The 13,689-nt window shown below is 74.1% G+C and carries 11 protein-coding genes and 1 tRNA gene; 6 read left to right on the top strand and 6 right to left on the bottom strand.

Translation table 11 applies throughout. The features are described from left to right. Window positions 1-5 precede the first annotated feature (5 nt). The 3 genes from NBH00_RS13665 to leuS all read right to left on the bottom strand — a co-directional run bounded on the left by NBH00_RS13665 (window position 6) and on the right by leuS (window position 5,720). Window positions 6-2,312: a ComEC/Rec2 family competence protein gene (locus NBH00_RS13665; RefSeq protein WP_254569146.1), complete on the bottom strand. Its 2,307-nt coding sequence runs from the start codon at window positions 2,310-2,312 to the stop codon at window positions 6-8. A gap of 59 nt (window positions 2,313-2,371) precedes the next feature. Further along, the gene (locus NBH00_RS13660; protein WP_254569145.1) at window positions 2,372-3,121 is read right to left on the bottom strand and encodes a ComEA family DNA-binding protein; all 750 of its coding nucleotides are present in this window, start codon (window positions 3,119-3,121) and stop codon (window positions 2,372-2,374) included. A gap of 115 nt (window positions 3,122-3,236) precedes the next feature. Further along, entirely contained in the window at window positions 3,237-5,720 is a 2,484-nt protein-coding gene (leuS, locus tag NBH00_RS13655) for a leucine--tRNA ligase (protein WP_254569144.1), read from the bottom strand. A gap of 25 nt (window positions 5,721-5,745) precedes the next feature. Between leuS and NBH00_RS13650 the strand changes: the two genes are divergently transcribed. The 5 genes from NBH00_RS13650 to NBH00_RS13630 all read left to right on the top strand — a co-directional run bounded on the left by NBH00_RS13650 (window position 5,746) and on the right by NBH00_RS13630 (window position 8,901). Beyond that, entirely contained in the window at window positions 5,746-6,696 is a 951-nt protein-coding gene (locus NBH00_RS13650) for an alpha/beta fold hydrolase (RefSeq protein ID WP_254569143.1), read from the top strand. Window positions 6,697-6,803: 107 nt separating this feature from the next. Continuing rightward, the gene (locus tag NBH00_RS13645; protein ID WP_254569142.1) at window positions 6,804-7,523 is read left to right on the top strand and encodes a hypothetical protein; all 720 of its coding nucleotides are present in this window, start codon (window positions 6,804-6,806) and stop codon (window positions 7,521-7,523) included. Window positions 7,524-7,626: 103 nt separating this feature from the next. Beyond that, window positions 7,627-7,699, top strand: a tRNA-Ala gene (locus NBH00_RS13640). 204 nt (window positions 7,700-7,903) lie between these two features. Next, window positions 7,904-8,455: a PDZ domain-containing protein gene (locus NBH00_RS13635; RefSeq protein WP_254569141.1), complete on the top strand. Its 552-nt coding sequence runs from the start codon at window positions 7,904-7,906 to the stop codon at window positions 8,453-8,455. A 20-nt stretch (window positions 8,456-8,475) separates the two neighbouring features. Beyond that, complete coding sequence (locus NBH00_RS13630) at window positions 8,476-8,901, top strand: YchJ family protein (RefSeq protein ID WP_437126620.1); 426 nt, start codon at window positions 8,476-8,478, stop codon at window positions 8,899-8,901. Between the two features lie 39 nt (window positions 8,902-8,940). Here the strand turns inward: NBH00_RS13630 and NBH00_RS13625 are convergent, their stop codons facing one another. Both NBH00_RS13625 and fusA read right to left on the bottom strand, forming a co-directional pair. Beyond that, entirely contained in the window at window positions 8,941-9,123 is a 183-nt protein-coding gene (locus NBH00_RS13625) for a hypothetical protein (protein WP_254569139.1), read from the bottom strand. A 148-nt stretch (window positions 9,124-9,271) separates the two neighbouring features. Beyond that, window positions 9,272-11,368 carry an elongation factor G gene (gene fusA, locus NBH00_RS13620; RefSeq protein ID WP_254569138.1) on the bottom strand — a complete coding sequence of 699 codons (2,097 nt, stop codon included), beginning with the start codon at window positions 11,366-11,368 and terminating at the stop codon, window positions 9,272-9,274. Between the two features lie 424 nt (window positions 11,369-11,792). On the opposite strand from fusA, the gene NBH00_RS13615 reads away from it, so the two are divergent. Next, a complete protein-coding gene (locus NBH00_RS13615; RefSeq protein ID WP_254569137.1) occupies window positions 11,793-12,944 on the top strand; it encodes an alpha/beta hydrolase family protein in 1,152 nt (383 codons plus the stop codon). Here the strand turns inward: NBH00_RS13615 and NBH00_RS13610 are convergent. Next, window positions 12,941-13,684, bottom strand: coding sequence for an SDR family NAD(P)-dependent oxidoreductase (locus NBH00_RS13610; protein WP_254569136.1), 744 nt, complete (start codon window positions 13,682-13,684; stop codon window positions 12,941-12,943). The two genes, NBH00_RS13615 and NBH00_RS13610, sit on opposite strands and share 4 nt — an antisense overlap. Window positions 13,685-13,689 lie beyond the last annotated feature (5 nt).

Here is a 13,689-nt window from a genome sequence, read left to right as displayed (position 1 = left end):
GCCGCTCATCGCGCCGCTCCGGCGTGCTGCCGGGCGATCGTCCAGCGTCCGTCCATGAGGTCGGCCCGCACGGTCCCGTCGACGTCGGTGCGGACGGTCTGCGGCACGACCGCGCGCAGCGCGGCGAGCGTCGCCGGGGCGGGATGCCCGTACGTGTTCCCGGCGCCGACCTCGATCCCGGCGACGACCGGCTGCAGCCGCTCGAGCAGACCGGGCAGACCGGGATCGGCGCTCCCGTGGTGGGAGACCTTGAGGATGTCCACGGCGCCGAGGTCGAGCCGGTCGAGCACGTCCGACTCGGCGTCGGCCGTCAGCAGCACGCGCCCTCCCCCGGCATCCGCCTCGGCCACGATCGCCCGCTCGTTCGGGTCCGCGCCGGTCTGCGCCGTCGTCGGCCCGTCGCCCGGGCTCAGGACGCGCAGCGTGAGGCCGCCGGCGCGGACCACCATGCCGGCGCGACCGGCGACGACCCGGACCCCGCGGCGCCGGGCGGCGGCCGCGAACGCGTCACCGACCGGAGACCTCACGCCGTCGCGGCCGTCGACGAGCACGCCGACCGGGAGGGCGGCGAGGATGGCCGCGGCGTTCCCGTCGTGGTCGGCCTGCGCGTGGGTGACGACGAGTGCGTCGAGGGCGCGCACCCCGGCGCGGCGGAGGATCCCGAGGGTCGGTGAACCCGGCGGGCCGGTGTCGACGAGCATCGCGTGCCCCGGCACCTGCAGCAGCGTGGCGTCGCCCTGCCCGACGTCGAGGAAGCTCACGCGGAAGCCGGCGACCGGCGGGGCCACCGGCGCCCCCGCACCGCGCAGGACGCGCGCGCCGACGAGCGCGGCGACGGCCAGTCCCGCCGCCGGAAGCGCCAGCGGCACCCGGCGCCGCGCTCCCGGGAGCCGGACCCAGATCACGCGCTCGCGCCCGATCGCCCCCAGTGCCGCCAGGGCGACGAGCGCGACCGCCGGCGGGGGCACCGACGGCGCCGGGCCGCGTGCCGCCGCGTGCGCGACGGCGAGGATCCCGCCCGTCAGGGGATCGAGGACGAGCCCCGCGAGGCCGTCGAGGCCCGGGACGGACCCGCCCGCGGCCACCACCATGGCGCCCACCCACATGATCGGCGCGACCGCCGGCGCCACGAGCAGGTTCGCGGGCAGCGAGAGCGGGGCCACCTGCCCGAACCGGAGCGCGATGAGCGGCGCCGTCGCCAGTGTCGCGGCTGCCGTGACGGCGAGTGCCTCGGCGACCGGACGCGGCGCGCCGTGCGCCGCCGCCCGCTCCGCCCACGGCCGCGCGAGGACGAGCAGCGCGACGACCGCCGCGAAGCTCAGCTGCCAGCCGGAGTCCGCGGCGGCCCGCGGGTCGAGGCCGAGCGTCACGAGCGCGGCGAGGCCGAGGGCGTACCAGCGCGCGGCGGGGCGCCCCGCCAGGACCGCCGCGACCCCCGCCGCGCCCATGACCCCCGCGCGCAGGATCGACGGCCCGCCGCCTGCGAGCGGGACATACGCCGCGATGACCGCGAGCACGATGAGCCAGCGCGCGTGGAACGGCACCCCGATGAGCGCGGCCGCCGCGAGCACGATCGTCGCGAGGAGCACGACGTTCGCGCCCGACGCGGCCGTCAGGTGGCTCAGCCCGGCCGCGCGCACGTCGTCGCGGGCGTCGGCCGGGAGTCCGGCGTCCTGACCGAGGACCATCCCCTGCAGCAGTGCGGCCCGCGTCGGGTCGCGCCCGTGCGCCAGCGCCCGCTCCGCCCGCCGCCGGACCGCGTCGAGCCGCCCCGCGATGCCACCGCGCCGCCGGCCCGTCGGCGTCAGGTCGAACGCGCGGAGGATCGCGTGGGCGTGCAGGTGGCGTGCGTAGTCGTCCGGCGCACGCACGGCGGCACGCACGCGGACGATCTCACCGATCTCGGGGACGGGTGCCGCCGTCGCCCGCGGCGCGCGCGCCGCGTCCCCCGGGGGCCCACCGGGGGCCGAGATCCGCAGCAGCACCGGCTCGCCGCGGAACCGGGCCGGCGCCGCCCATCCTCCGAAGGGCGAAGGCCGCGGCGCCTGGAGGATCGTCGCCCGGCCGGTCACCACATGGCCGACGTCGGGCCCGAGCCGGGTGTGCTCGAGCGCGTCGACCCGTCGCGCCGCCCAGCCTGCCGTCAGAAACAGCGCGCTCGCGACGAGCACCGTGAGCATCCGCGACGCGCCCGCGAAGGCGACGGCCGCCCCGAGGACGACGCCGAGCGCGGCAACCGCCGCCGTCGCCGCGCGAGGGCCGACGAGCAGCCCCGCCACGACTGCCGCGAGGACGATGTGGCGCGGGTACATCGCCGGGGTCCCGGCCAAGCCGTCCGCCGCGACCCGCACGCGGCTCGGTCCCGGCGACGTCACACCCTCACCCCCGGCCGGATCGCGGCGAGCTTCTTCGGGCCGATGCCGGGAACCTGCTCGAGGTCGTCGACGCTGCGGAACGGGCCGTTCGCCTGCCGGTACTGGAGGATCTTCGCCGCCGTCGCGGGCCCGACGCCGTCGAGGGTCTCGAGCTGCTGCTCGGTCGCCGTGTTCAGGTCGACGACGGGTGTCGCAGCCGCCGGCCCCGGCGACCCGGCTGCGACGGCCCCGGCGGCCGCACCGGCGGCCGTCCCTGGGGCCGCGCCCCCGGGCAACGGGACGGCAGTGGCCGTCGACGCCGCGGCGCCTCCCGTCGGCGCCCGGCGCGGGACGAGGATCTGGACGCCGTCCCTCGCCTTGGCCGCGAGGTTGACGGCGTCGAGGTCGGCGTGGCGCGTCCCCCCGCCGGCCCGTGCGACGGCGTCCGCGACGCGGTCACCGTCCTTGAGCCGGTAGACGCCCGGACGGCGGACGGCACCCGCGACGTGCACCACGACCTCGCGCGCGGGCGCGGCGACGACGACCGCCGCGGCGCCGGGCCCGGCGGAGGGCGAGCTGCCCTCGGCGGTGGGCGCCGCCGCGTCCGCTCCCGGCCCCGACCCCGAACGAGGGCCCGCCGACAGCAGCGCCGCCGACGGCGTGTGCCCCGCGGCGTCGCGCGCGCTCAGGCGGTGCGCGCCGAGCCAGCCGAGGACGGTGACCGCGACGGCCGCCGCGGCGAACTGGATGCGGGTGATCTCGTGCACCGCACCGACGCTACGGAGGCATCTGCGACAGCAGAACCCCCTTCATGTGCGCTCTCTGTGACGGATCTGTGCGCGCGAGCGCGCAAAGCGGCCGGAGCGCCCGGCCGCCCGTGCACTATCCGCGGACCGCGATGTTCACGAGCTTGCCCGGCACCACGATCACCTTCACGACGGTCTTCCCGTCGAGATGCACGCCGACCTTCCCGGAGGCCATGGCGAGGGCCTCGAGCTCATCCTTCGACGCGTCCGCGGGGACCGTCGCGCGGTCGCGCACCTTGCCGTTGACCTGGAAGACGACCTCGACCGTGTCACGCTCGAGCAGCTCGCTGTCGGCCGCCGGCCACGGCTGCTCCCACAGGCGATCGGCGGTGAGCCGGTGGTAGATGTCGGTGCTCGCGTGCGGCGCGAACGGGAAGATGAGCGACGCGGCCGTCGCGAGGGCGAACCGCAGGGCCTGTGGCTCCGCGTCACCGCGCTCGTTCACCGCGCGCGAGACGTCGTTCACGAGCTCCATCACCGCGGCGATCGCGGTGTTGAAGCCGAAGCGGCCGGCCAGGTCGTTCGTCACCTTGTCGATTGCCCAGTGCGCCTTGCGCAGCAGCTCGACGTCCTGCTCGGCCAGAGCCTCGGGGTCCGGCTGGTCGGCGCCGCGACCCGGCCCGTCGGCGACCTGCGCCCCCAGGCGCCACAGGCGGCTCAGGAAGCGGTGCATGCCCTCGACGCTCGTGTCAGACCACTCGGCGTCCTGCTCGGGCGGGCCGATGAAGAGGACGTAGGTCCGCATCGTGTCGGCGCCGTAGGTGTCCACCATGCCCGTGGCGGAGACGACGTTGCCCTTGGACTTGGACATCTTCGCCCCGTCCTTGGTGACCATGCCCTGCGTGAACAGCCGCGAGAACGGCTCCTGGTGGTCCAGGTGGCCGAGGTCCGCGAGCGCCTTGACGAAGAACCGCGCGTAGAGCAGGTGCAGGATCGCGTGCTCGACCCCGCCGATGTACTGGTCGACCGGCGCCCAGCGCTTGAGGATCTCGGGGTCCCAGGCCGCCTCGTCGTTGCGGGCGTCGCAGTAGCGCAGGAAGTACCACGAGGAGTCGACGAAGGTGTCCATCGTGTCCGTCTCGCGCCGGGCGTCGGCGCCGCACCGCGGGCAGCTCGTGTTCACCCAGTCGGTCGCGGCGGCGAGCGGCGAGCGGCCCTTCGGCTTGTAGTCCTCGACGTCGGGGAGGATGACCGGCAGCTGGTCCTCCGGGACCGGCACGACCCCGCACGTGTCGCAGTGGACGATCGGGATCGGGCAGCCCCAGTAGCGCTGGCGCGAGAGGAGCCAGTCGCGGAGGCGGTAGTTCGTGGACGCCTGGCCCTTGCCCTCGCGGTCGAGCCAGCGGACGATCGCCTCGAGCGCCTCGGCCTTCGAGAGGCCGTCGAAGTCCGGGTGCGAGTTGACGAGCGGGCCGTCCCCGGTGAACGGCAGCCCCTCCGCGTCGCCGTCCTCGTTCACCCCGTCGACGACCCGGCGGACGGGCAGGCCGAAGACCTGCGCGAAGTCGTAGTCGCGCTGGTCGTGCCCCGGGACGGCCATGATCGCGCCGGTCCCGTACTCCATGAGCACGTAGTCGGCGACGAACATCGGCAGCTGCTCGCCGTTCACCGGGTTCGTCACGGTGCGGCCGAGCGGGACGCCGGTCTTCGTGCGCTCGGCGTCCCCGCGCGACTCCTTGTCGGTCGTGAGCGCGCGGTTGACGTACTCGCGGACCTCGTCCTCGTGCCCGGTGCCCGCGGCGAGGCGCTCGACGTCGGGGTGCTCGGGCGCCATCACGAAGAAGGTCGCGCCGAAGAGCGTGTCGGGTCGTGTCGTGAACACGGGGTAGTCGATGCCGAGCTCCTCGCAGCGGAAGCTCACCTCGGCGCCCTCGGACCGGCCGATCCAGTTGCGCTGCATCGTCTTGACGTTCTCGGGCCAGTCGATCGTCTCGAGGTCGTCGACGAGCCGGTCGGCGTAGTCGGTGATACGGAAGAACCACTGCTCGAGGTGGCGGACCTCGACGAGCGCGCCCGAGCGCTCGCCGCGACCGTCGATGACCTGCTCGTTCGCGAGGACGGTCTCCTCGACCGGGTCCCAGTTGACGGTGGCGGCCTTCCGGTACGCGAGCCCGGCGTGGAAGAGCTGCAGGAAGATCCACTGGGTCCAGCGGTAGTACTCGGGCTCGCAGGTCGAGAGCTCGCGCGACCAGTCGATCGACACGCCCCACGAGCGGAACTGCTCCTGGAAGGACTTGATCGCGAGCTCGGTCGACACGCGGGGATGGACGCCGGTCTTGATCGCGTGGTTCTCGGCCGGAAGGCCGAAGGCGTCGTAGCCCATCGGGTGCAGGACGCGGCGGCCGGTGCGGCGCTGGAAGTGCGCGACCGCGTCCCCGACCATGTAGTTCTTCGCGTGCCCGACGTGGAGGTCGCCGCTCGGGTACGGGAGCATCTCGAGGACGTACGACTTCTCTCGCCCGTCGGCGTCGTTGGAGACCTCCCAGGTGCGCTCGTCCGCCCACACCTGCTGCCAGCGCGGCTCGATCTCCTTCGGGTCATAGCGGTACTCGGTGCTCACGGCCGGGGAGTCTAGAGTCCGCCGGGTGCCTGGGCCCCTGCCCCCCGCTCCCGAGCCCACCGCGTTCGGGACCATCCGGAGCCGCCTCCCGAGCGGACGCGAACTCGCCTACGTCCGCGAGGGCGCCGGCGGGTTCCCCCTGCTGCTCGTGCACGGCTGGCCGGAGACCAAGCGCCTGTGGTGGAAGGTCATCGCGCCGCTCGCCGCGGCGGGCTTCGAGGTCATCGCGCCGGACCTGCGCGGGTTCGGCGAGTCCGACGCGGACCTCGACGGCTTCCACGACCTCGCGGCCCACGCCCGTGACCTCCACGCGCTCGTCCACGACGTCCTCGGGCACGAGCGATGCGCAGTCGCGGGCGGGGACCTCGGTGGCGGGATCATCCAGGACCTCGGGCTGCGCTTCGACGGGTTCGTCCTCCGGCAGGTCCTCTTCAACTGCGTCATGCCGATCCTCACCGAGGCGTACGCGGCGGCCGGCCTCGCGAGCGAGCCGCATCCGGTCGTCCGCCAGGCGGCCGACTACTTCGTCCGTCAGGGCCGGGATGCGGACGCACTCGCCGCGGAGCTCACAACCGGCGAGCAGCGCCGGCGGTACGTCGCCCAGTTCTACGGCTCACGGCTCTGGGGCACGCCCGGCGGCTTCACGCGGGCCGACGTCGACTTCATGACCGAGCCGTTCGCCAGCGCCGCCCACCTGCGCGCGTCGTTCGGGAACTACGAGAGCGCGACCGACGCCCGGCCGCTCAGCGAGAAGCCGCACTGGTTCGCGGTCTCCGACGTCCCGACGCTGGCGCTGTACGGACCGGACGACCACGTCATGTACCCCGACTGGCCCGAGCGCTGCGAGGTCGCGTTCACGGACCTCACCGGCCCGTTCGTGGTGCGCCGCGCCGGGCACTTCCTGCCGTGGGAGCGCCCCGAGCTGTTCACCGGCGCCGTCGTGTCCTACCTGCGCGACCTCCTCCCCCGCCGCTGAGCCGGCCGCGGGCCGGCGCACCCCGGAGAACCCTCGGCGGGCGCGACCGGCGCCGCTGACGGCGCTCTTGCGGGCCGGTCGGGATGGGCGATCTACCATCGGGGACCATGGCCGAGACCCCGCGCCCCGCCGATCCGCACCCCGAGGCTCCCGCCTCCGCGATCCAGGTCGCGTCGGCGAAGGTCGCCGCCATCGTGGAGGCGGCCGAGACCGCCGCCGCCGACCTGCGCGCCCAGACCGAGGCCCGGGCCCGCGACCGGATCGCCGAGGCCGACCGCGCCGGCGCGCTCCGCGTCGAGGCGGCCGAGGCCGAGGCGGCCGACATCGTGGCGGCCGCGAAGGCCCAGGCCGACATCCTCGTCGCCGAGGCCCAGAAGCTCCGCAGCGAGGCAGACGCGCACAAGCTCGTGTCCTACCAGGAGGCCGAGGAGGCCGCCCAGGCCGCGAGGGCCGCCGCCGAGAAGGAGGCCGACCACGCCCGCGCGCGGGCTCGCGAGGATGCGCGCCTCATCGTCCGCGAGGCCCGCGAGGCGGCGTCCCAGGTGCTCCGGGAGGGCAACGAGCTCTCGGGGAACCTCCGCGACCTCGGCGCGTCCCTCCAGCGCAACGCCGGCCGGCTGCTCGGCGACGTCAAGCTCGCGCACGCCGCCCTCACCGCCGACCTCGACCAGGCGGCGCCCGGCGGCGCCGCGGGCCCGTTCGTCCGCGACGCCCGCCCGTCCGCGGATGCGCCCGCCCCCCGCGAGCGGGGCGCCGCGCGCGCCGACCGCGCGACCATCGCCGACGCCGAGCTCGACGTGCCCGAGTTCATCCCCCGCCGGCGCTGACGACGCCATCGCGTCCCGCCGCGGCGGGGGCGAACCGGCATGACGTCCACCGCACCGCCGTCGCGGCCCGCTCGTTGTTACGATTGCCGGGCAGCACCCCTTCGGGGCCATAGCTCAGCTGGGAGAGCGTCTGGCTGGCAGCCAGAAGGTCGGGGGTTCGAGCCCCCCTGGCTCCATGAAGACGAAAGGCCCGCTACGGCGGGCCTTTCTCGTTTCCGCCCCAGAATCTCGCGGCGGGGCCAGCGGGGAACTCGGGTCGTCAGGGACTATTCCGGGACGGAATCGCCCCTCGAGGCGGTGCGGGTCCCCCTCCCTCGCGCGCGCCGTGAGCGACCCGCCTTTAGGCGCCTCTCACCGGCCTCGCGTACGTTTTCGCCGGTATGACCCCACGGAAGCATCTGTGGTCGGACGGCTGGGAGGAGGACCTCGAGCCGGCCGGCACCCCATCTGCACCGGCCTCCGCCCCGGCGACGGAGCCCGCCCCCGACCCCGCCCCCGACCCCGCTCCCGCCCGCGTCCCGCGAGGCCGCTCACCGCGCACGATCGCGGCCGTCGGCGCCGGGGTCCTGGTGGCCGCCGCGGCGGTCTGGTCGATCGCCGCGCCCCGCCACGCGCACCGCACGCCCGGACCCGTCGCCGCCGCGCACCGGCCTGCGGCCACGCCCGGCCGGCCGGACGCGCTCGGGCTCGAGCTCGCCGGCGCGCCCGGGCACCGGGTCGTCGTGCGCGGTGTCGTCCCCGGCAGCCCGGCCACCTCCGTGGGCATCGGCGCGGGGCAGGACCTCCTCGCGATCAACGGGCACGCCGTGACGGCGCCGGGGCAGGTCGACGAGATCCTCGGCCGGCTGCCGCTCGGCTCGCCCGTGACGCTGCAGCTGACCGAGGGCGGCGCGCAGATCACCGCCGAGATCCAGGAGCCCGGCATCCCGTGACCGCCACCGGACCCGCGCGTGTGCCGATCGACTGCCCCTGCGGCTCCGGCGAGGCGTTCGCGGCCTGTTGCGCCGCTCTCCACCGGGGACGCGGGTCGGGCCGCGTGACCGCGCCGACGGCCGAGCGGCTGATGCGCTCCCGCTACAGCGCGTTCGCCGTGGCCGACGCCGCGTACCTCCTCGCCACCTGGCACCCGGCGACGCGTCCCGCCGCCGCCGACCTCGTCCTCGATCCCGACGTCGAGTGGCGCCGCCTCGAGATCACCGGCACGACGGACGGCGGACCCGACGACGACGCCGGGACCGTCGAGTTCGTCGCCCGCTACTGGGACGCCACGTTCCGCCGCCGCGGCGAGCAGCGCGAGACCAGCGCGTTCGTCCGCGAGGACGGACAGTGGTTCTACGTCGGCCCCGCCGCGGAACCCGGACCGCCGATCCGGACCTGAACGGTCGTCCGCGCCCGGCTGCCCTCGTCCCCCGCGGGGTCAGTCAGCGGCGTCGGCCTCCACCTGGTCCTCGAGGCGGCCCTTGAGGTAGTCGGCCTTCTCCGCGCGGCGCAGCGCGGCGAGCTCCCCGGCGCGCGTCGTGGCGTCCTCGGCGTGCGCGCGCTCCGCGGCCTCCCGCTCGGCCTGATCGTCACGCAGCACCTCCGGTTCGTCCCCATCCATGCCGGAGGGGCTACCCGCCCCGCCGGCCGGTCGAACGCGCGCCGGCCGTGAACGGATCGGCCCCCGGACGACGAACGGCCCGGGCGAGCGGCGGCGCATCGCTGCGCCGTCGCCCGGCCCGGGCCGCGTCACACTCCTGCTGGGGTGATCAGACGCCCGCCATCTGCTCCTTGAGCGCCTCGGAGAGGCTGCCCGGGAGGATGCGGTAGGAGTGGAACTCCATCGAGTAGGAGCCACGGCCCTGGGTCGCGGAGCGGATGTCGTTGGCGTACCCGAACATCTCGCTCAGCGGCACCTCGGACATGACCGAGACGATGCCGCCGGGGCGCGACTCACGCTCGCCGACGAGGCCGCGGCGCCGGGCGATGTCGCCCATGACCCAGCCGAGGCCGTCTTCCGGCACGATGACCTCGACGGCCATGATCGGCTCGAGGATGACGGGCTTAGCGCGGCGGCACGCCTCCTTGAAGCCGATGTTGCCGGCCATCTGGAAGGCGATCTCCGAGGAGTCCGTGTCGTGCGACTTGCCGTCCGTCAGGGTGACCTTGATGTCCTCCATCGGGTACCCGGCGACGACGCCGGAGCCCATGCCGAGCTCGCAGCCCTTGGCCACGGCCGGGATGTACTCCGTCGGGACGTTGCCGCCCTTGACCTTCGACTCGAACTCGAAGCCCTTGCCGGGGTTCGGCTCGACGTCGAGGTACACGACGCCGTACTGGCCCGAGCCACCGGTCTGCTTGACGAACTTGCCCTCGATCTTCGTCGCGGTGCCGGTGATCGTCTCGCGGTAGGCGACCTGCGGGCGGCCGGTGTTCGCGTTGACCTTGTACTCGCGCTTCAGGCGCTCGACGGTGACCTCGAGGTGGAGCTCGCCCATGCCCGAGAGCACGGTCTGGCCGGTCTCCTCGTCGGTCCGCATCTGCAGCGACGGGTCCTCGCGCACGAGGTACGCGAGCGCGACGCCGAGCTTCTCCTGGTCCGGACGGGACGCGGGCTCGATCGAAACGTGCACGACCGGGGGCGCGAAGACGATGTTCTCGAGCTGGACCTCGTGGGCCGGGTCGCACATCGTGTCGCCGGTCGTGGCGTTCTTCAGGCCGATGGCCACCGCGATGTCGCCCGAGTAGACCTCGGTGACGTCCTCGCGGTCGTTCGCGTGCATCATGAGCAGGCGGCCGATGCGCTCGGTCTTGCCCGTCGTCGTGTTGAGGATCTTGTCGCCGGCCTTCAGCGAGCCGGAGTAGACCCGGAAGTACGTCAGCGGGCCGGCCTGCGGGTCGCGCTGGATCTTGAACGCGAGGGCCGAGAACGGCGCCTCGTCGGACGGCTCACGCGTCTGCTCGCCGTCGGCGGAGGTGACCTCGCCGCGGTCGAGGGGCGACGGCAGGAACGCGACGATCGCGTCGAGCAGCGGCTGGACGCCCTTGTTCTTGATCGCCGAGCCGCACATCACCGGCTGGACCGCGTTCTGCAGGACGGCGGCACGGATCGCGCCGGCCAGCTGCGCCTCGGTGACCGAATCCTCGTCCTCGAGGTAGGCCTCCATGACCGCGTCGTCGAACTCGGCGACGGCGTCGATGAGCTCGTGGTGCGCCTCGTGGGCGGCGTCCGCGTACTCGGCGGGGATCTCGCCGACCTCGTAGTCCATGCCGTCGTCGGAGGTGTAGAAGATCGCCTTCATCCCGACGAGGTCGATGACGCCGCGGAACTTGTCCTCCGCGCCGATCGGCAGCTGCACCGGGACGGCGTTCGCGCCGAGGCGCTCCTTCATCGTGACGATCGCCTTGGCGAAGTCGGCGCCCTGGCGGTCCATCTTGTTGACGAAGCAGATCCGCGGGACGGTGTACTTGTTCATCATGCGCCAGACCGTCTCGGACTGGGGCTCGACGCCGGCGACGGAGTCGAACAGCGCGATCGCGCCGTCGAGGACGCGCAGCGAGCGCTCGACCTCGGCCTGGAAGTCGACGTGGCCCGGCGTGTCGATGATGTTGATGCGGTGCGTCTCGGCGCCCTCGACGTTGGACGGCTTCCAGAAGCACGTCGTTGCGGCGGACATGATCGTGATGCCCCGCTCCTGCTCCTGGTCGAGCCAGTCCATCGAGGCCGCGCCCTCGTGCACCTCGCCCATCTTGTGGACCTTGCCGGTGTAGTAGAGGATCCGCTCGGTCGTGGTGGTCTTGCCACTGTCCACGTGGGCGGAGATCCCGATGTTGCGGGTCTTCTCGAGGCTGATCTGACGGCTCATGGTGATGACTTCGGCTTTCGGCTTTCGATGCTTGACGTATGGGGTGCGGAGCCGGGTGCTCCGCGAACTTGTCGCCGGCGACCAGAGGCCGCATCTGGTCGTCCCGTCCCCTGGCGATCGGGGCGCGGGCGGCAACCCGTTTCGCGTTGGAGGGACGCGACGGCGCTGCGTGTCGGACGGAGCGGACCACCGTTTCGGCGGCCGGCGCTACGCCCGATCAGCGAAGGGCTGAACGAGATCCCGACCGGGCCCGAGCACGGCCGAACAGCACGCGCGGGGCGTGGGAACGGGCATGCGTCAGGGCTGCGGAGACGACCATCACCCCAAATGGTAGCCCACGCTGGGCTTTTCCCGGCCCTTCGGTCACGATGCGGTCACATCCGCGCTCGGAAGGAACCGACCGGGCGCTTGGTATGTTGCCGCGATGGCCCCCGACGTCCCCGTCCCGACGCCCGGCGCGACGGGGCTCCCGTCCGCCTCGGACCTCTCGCCCGTCGCGCGGATCGTCTACGAAGGGACGGTCCTCAGCGACCTCGCGCTGCGCACCGGCGTGGCCTCCGTGCTCGCCGCGGCGATGTTCCCGTCCCTCGCCCGGACCGACCGCCGGCAGGAGCGCGCGCGCCTTGAGTACTTCGCCGAGCTCGCCGCCGCCGCGGACCGCGACGCGGTCTTCCTCCGGCCGCCGGACGGCGTCCGCGTCACCACGAAGCGCGGCGGCCGGCTCCCCGCCCTCGACGGCGGCCACGCCGCGACGCTGAGCTTCCTCAGCCCCTACCGCTCGCACCACCCCGGCCTGCGCGAGGACTACGCGGCGGCCGTCGCGAACCGCACCGCATGGGCCCAGCACTGGCGGCACGACGAGGGGCCCCGCCCCACCCTCTGCGTCATCCACGGCTTCGGCGCCTCGCCGCACTGGTTCAACACGCGCTTCTTCGAGCTCGGCTGGTTCTTCGCGCAGGGCTACGACGTCCTGCTCTACACGCTGCCGTTCCACGGACGCCGCAGCGGCGCCGTCACCCCGCTCGACGGCACCGAGCTCTTCAGCCGGGGATTCGCCCAGTTCAACGAGGCGATGCTCCACGCGGTGCACGACTTCCGCATCTTCCTCGACCACCTCGAGGCGGAGGGCTCGCCGCGCGTCGGGGTGACGGGGCTCTCGCTCGGCGGCTACACGAGCGCCCTGCTCGCCGCGGTCGAGCCGCGGCTGGACTTCGTCATCCCGAACGCGCCGGTGACCTACATCCCGCAGCTGCTGCGCGAGTGGTTCCCCGCGAGCGCGGCGCTCGGCCTCGCCCGGCGCGCGGGGCTCGTCGAGGGGGAGCTGCTGAGCGACGCGCTCGCGGTCCACTCCCCTCTGACGTACGCGCCGCTCGTCCCGAAGGACCGCCGCATGATCATCGGCGGCCTCGGCGACCGGCTCGCCCCGCCCGAGCAGGCGAGGCTGCTGTGGGAGCACTGGGACCGGCCGCGGCTGCGCTGGTTCCCCGGCAGCCACGTCCTCCACGTCGGGCGCGGCACCTACCTGCGCGAGATGCGCGACCTCATGCGCGAGCCCGCGGCGGCGGTCGCGCTCTAGGCCGGTTCGGCGCGCGGCCCGGGGATGCCGCGGAAGCCGAAGGGCTGGCTCTCGCGGCCGGCCTGCACGAACCAGCACTCGCCCGACATGTCGCCGTCGAAGAGGCCGACGACCGTCTCGGTCACCTGCTCGACGGGGATGATCGGGAGCCCCTGACCGACGAGCACGTCGCGGATCGGGCCGATGATCGCGGTCTCGGCGAACCCCGGGCAGACCGCGTTGATACGGATGCCGTCACCGGCGAGGGCCGGCGCGAGCGAGCGCACGAGGCCGACGACCGCGTGCTTGTTCGCCGAGTAGATCGGGTCCATCGGCACCGCGGTGAGCCCCGCGAGCGACGCGGTGCAGACGATCGAGCCGCCGCCGCGCTCCTGCATGACCGGCAGGACGGCGTTGATGCCGAAGACGACGCCGTCGAGGTTGACGCTCATCGCGCGCCGGTAGGCCGTGAGGTCGAAGTCCCGGCCGAGCCCGGTACCGGTGACGACCCCGGCGTTGAGGAAGGCCATGTCGAGGCCGCCGTACATGCCGACCGCCGCGTCGACGGCCGCTGCGTTCTGCTCGGGGTCGCCGACGTCGCAGCGGACGAACAGCGCCCCGGGGACCTGCGCCGCCGCCCGGCCCCCGTCCTCGTCCACGTCGCAGACGACCACGCGCACCCCGCGGGCGCTCAGCGTCGCGGTCAGGTCCCGGCCGAAGCCGCTGGCCCCACCGGTGATCAGGGCCACCTGCTCGCTCATGGAAA

The organism is Paraconexibacter antarcticus (assembly GCF_024220175.1).
GTDB classification, from domain to species: Bacteria; Actinomycetota; Thermoleophilia; order Solirubrobacterales; family Solirubrobacteraceae; genus Paraconexibacter; species Paraconexibacter antarcticus.
Note: the sequence above shows the minus strand (reverse complement) of the source record. Positions and strands in the feature narration are given on the sequence as shown.

Excerpts from the sequence above, each read along its gene's own strand:
- NBH00_RS13615 (WP_254569137.1), top strand. The coding sequence starts at position 11,793 with ATGGCCCCCGACGTCCCCGTCCCGACGCCCGGCGCGACGGGGCTCCCG.
- NBH00_RS13610 (WP_254569136.1), bottom strand. The coding sequence starts at position 13,684 with ATGAGCGAGCAGGTGGCCCTGATCACCGGTGGGGCCAGCGGCTTCGGC.
- NBH00_RS13625 (WP_254569139.1), bottom strand. The coding sequence starts at position 9,123 with ATGGATGGGGACGAACCGGAGGTGCTGCGTGACGATCAGGCCGAGCGG.
- NBH00_RS13635 (WP_254569141.1), top strand. The coding sequence starts at position 7,904 with ATGACCCCACGGAAGCATCTGTGGTCGGACGGCTGGGAGGAGGACCTC.
- NBH00_RS13645 (WP_254569142.1), top strand. The coding sequence starts at position 6,804 with ATGGCCGAGACCCCGCGCCCCGCCGATCCGCACCCCGAGGCTCCCGCC.
- NBH00_RS13665 (WP_254569146.1), bottom strand. The coding sequence starts at position 2,312 with ATGTACCCGCGCCACATCGTCCTCGCGGCAGTCGTGGCGGGGCTGCTC.
- fusA (WP_254569138.1), bottom strand. The coding sequence starts at position 11,368 with ATGAGCCGTCAGATCAGCCTCGAGAAGACCCGCAACATCGGGATCTCC.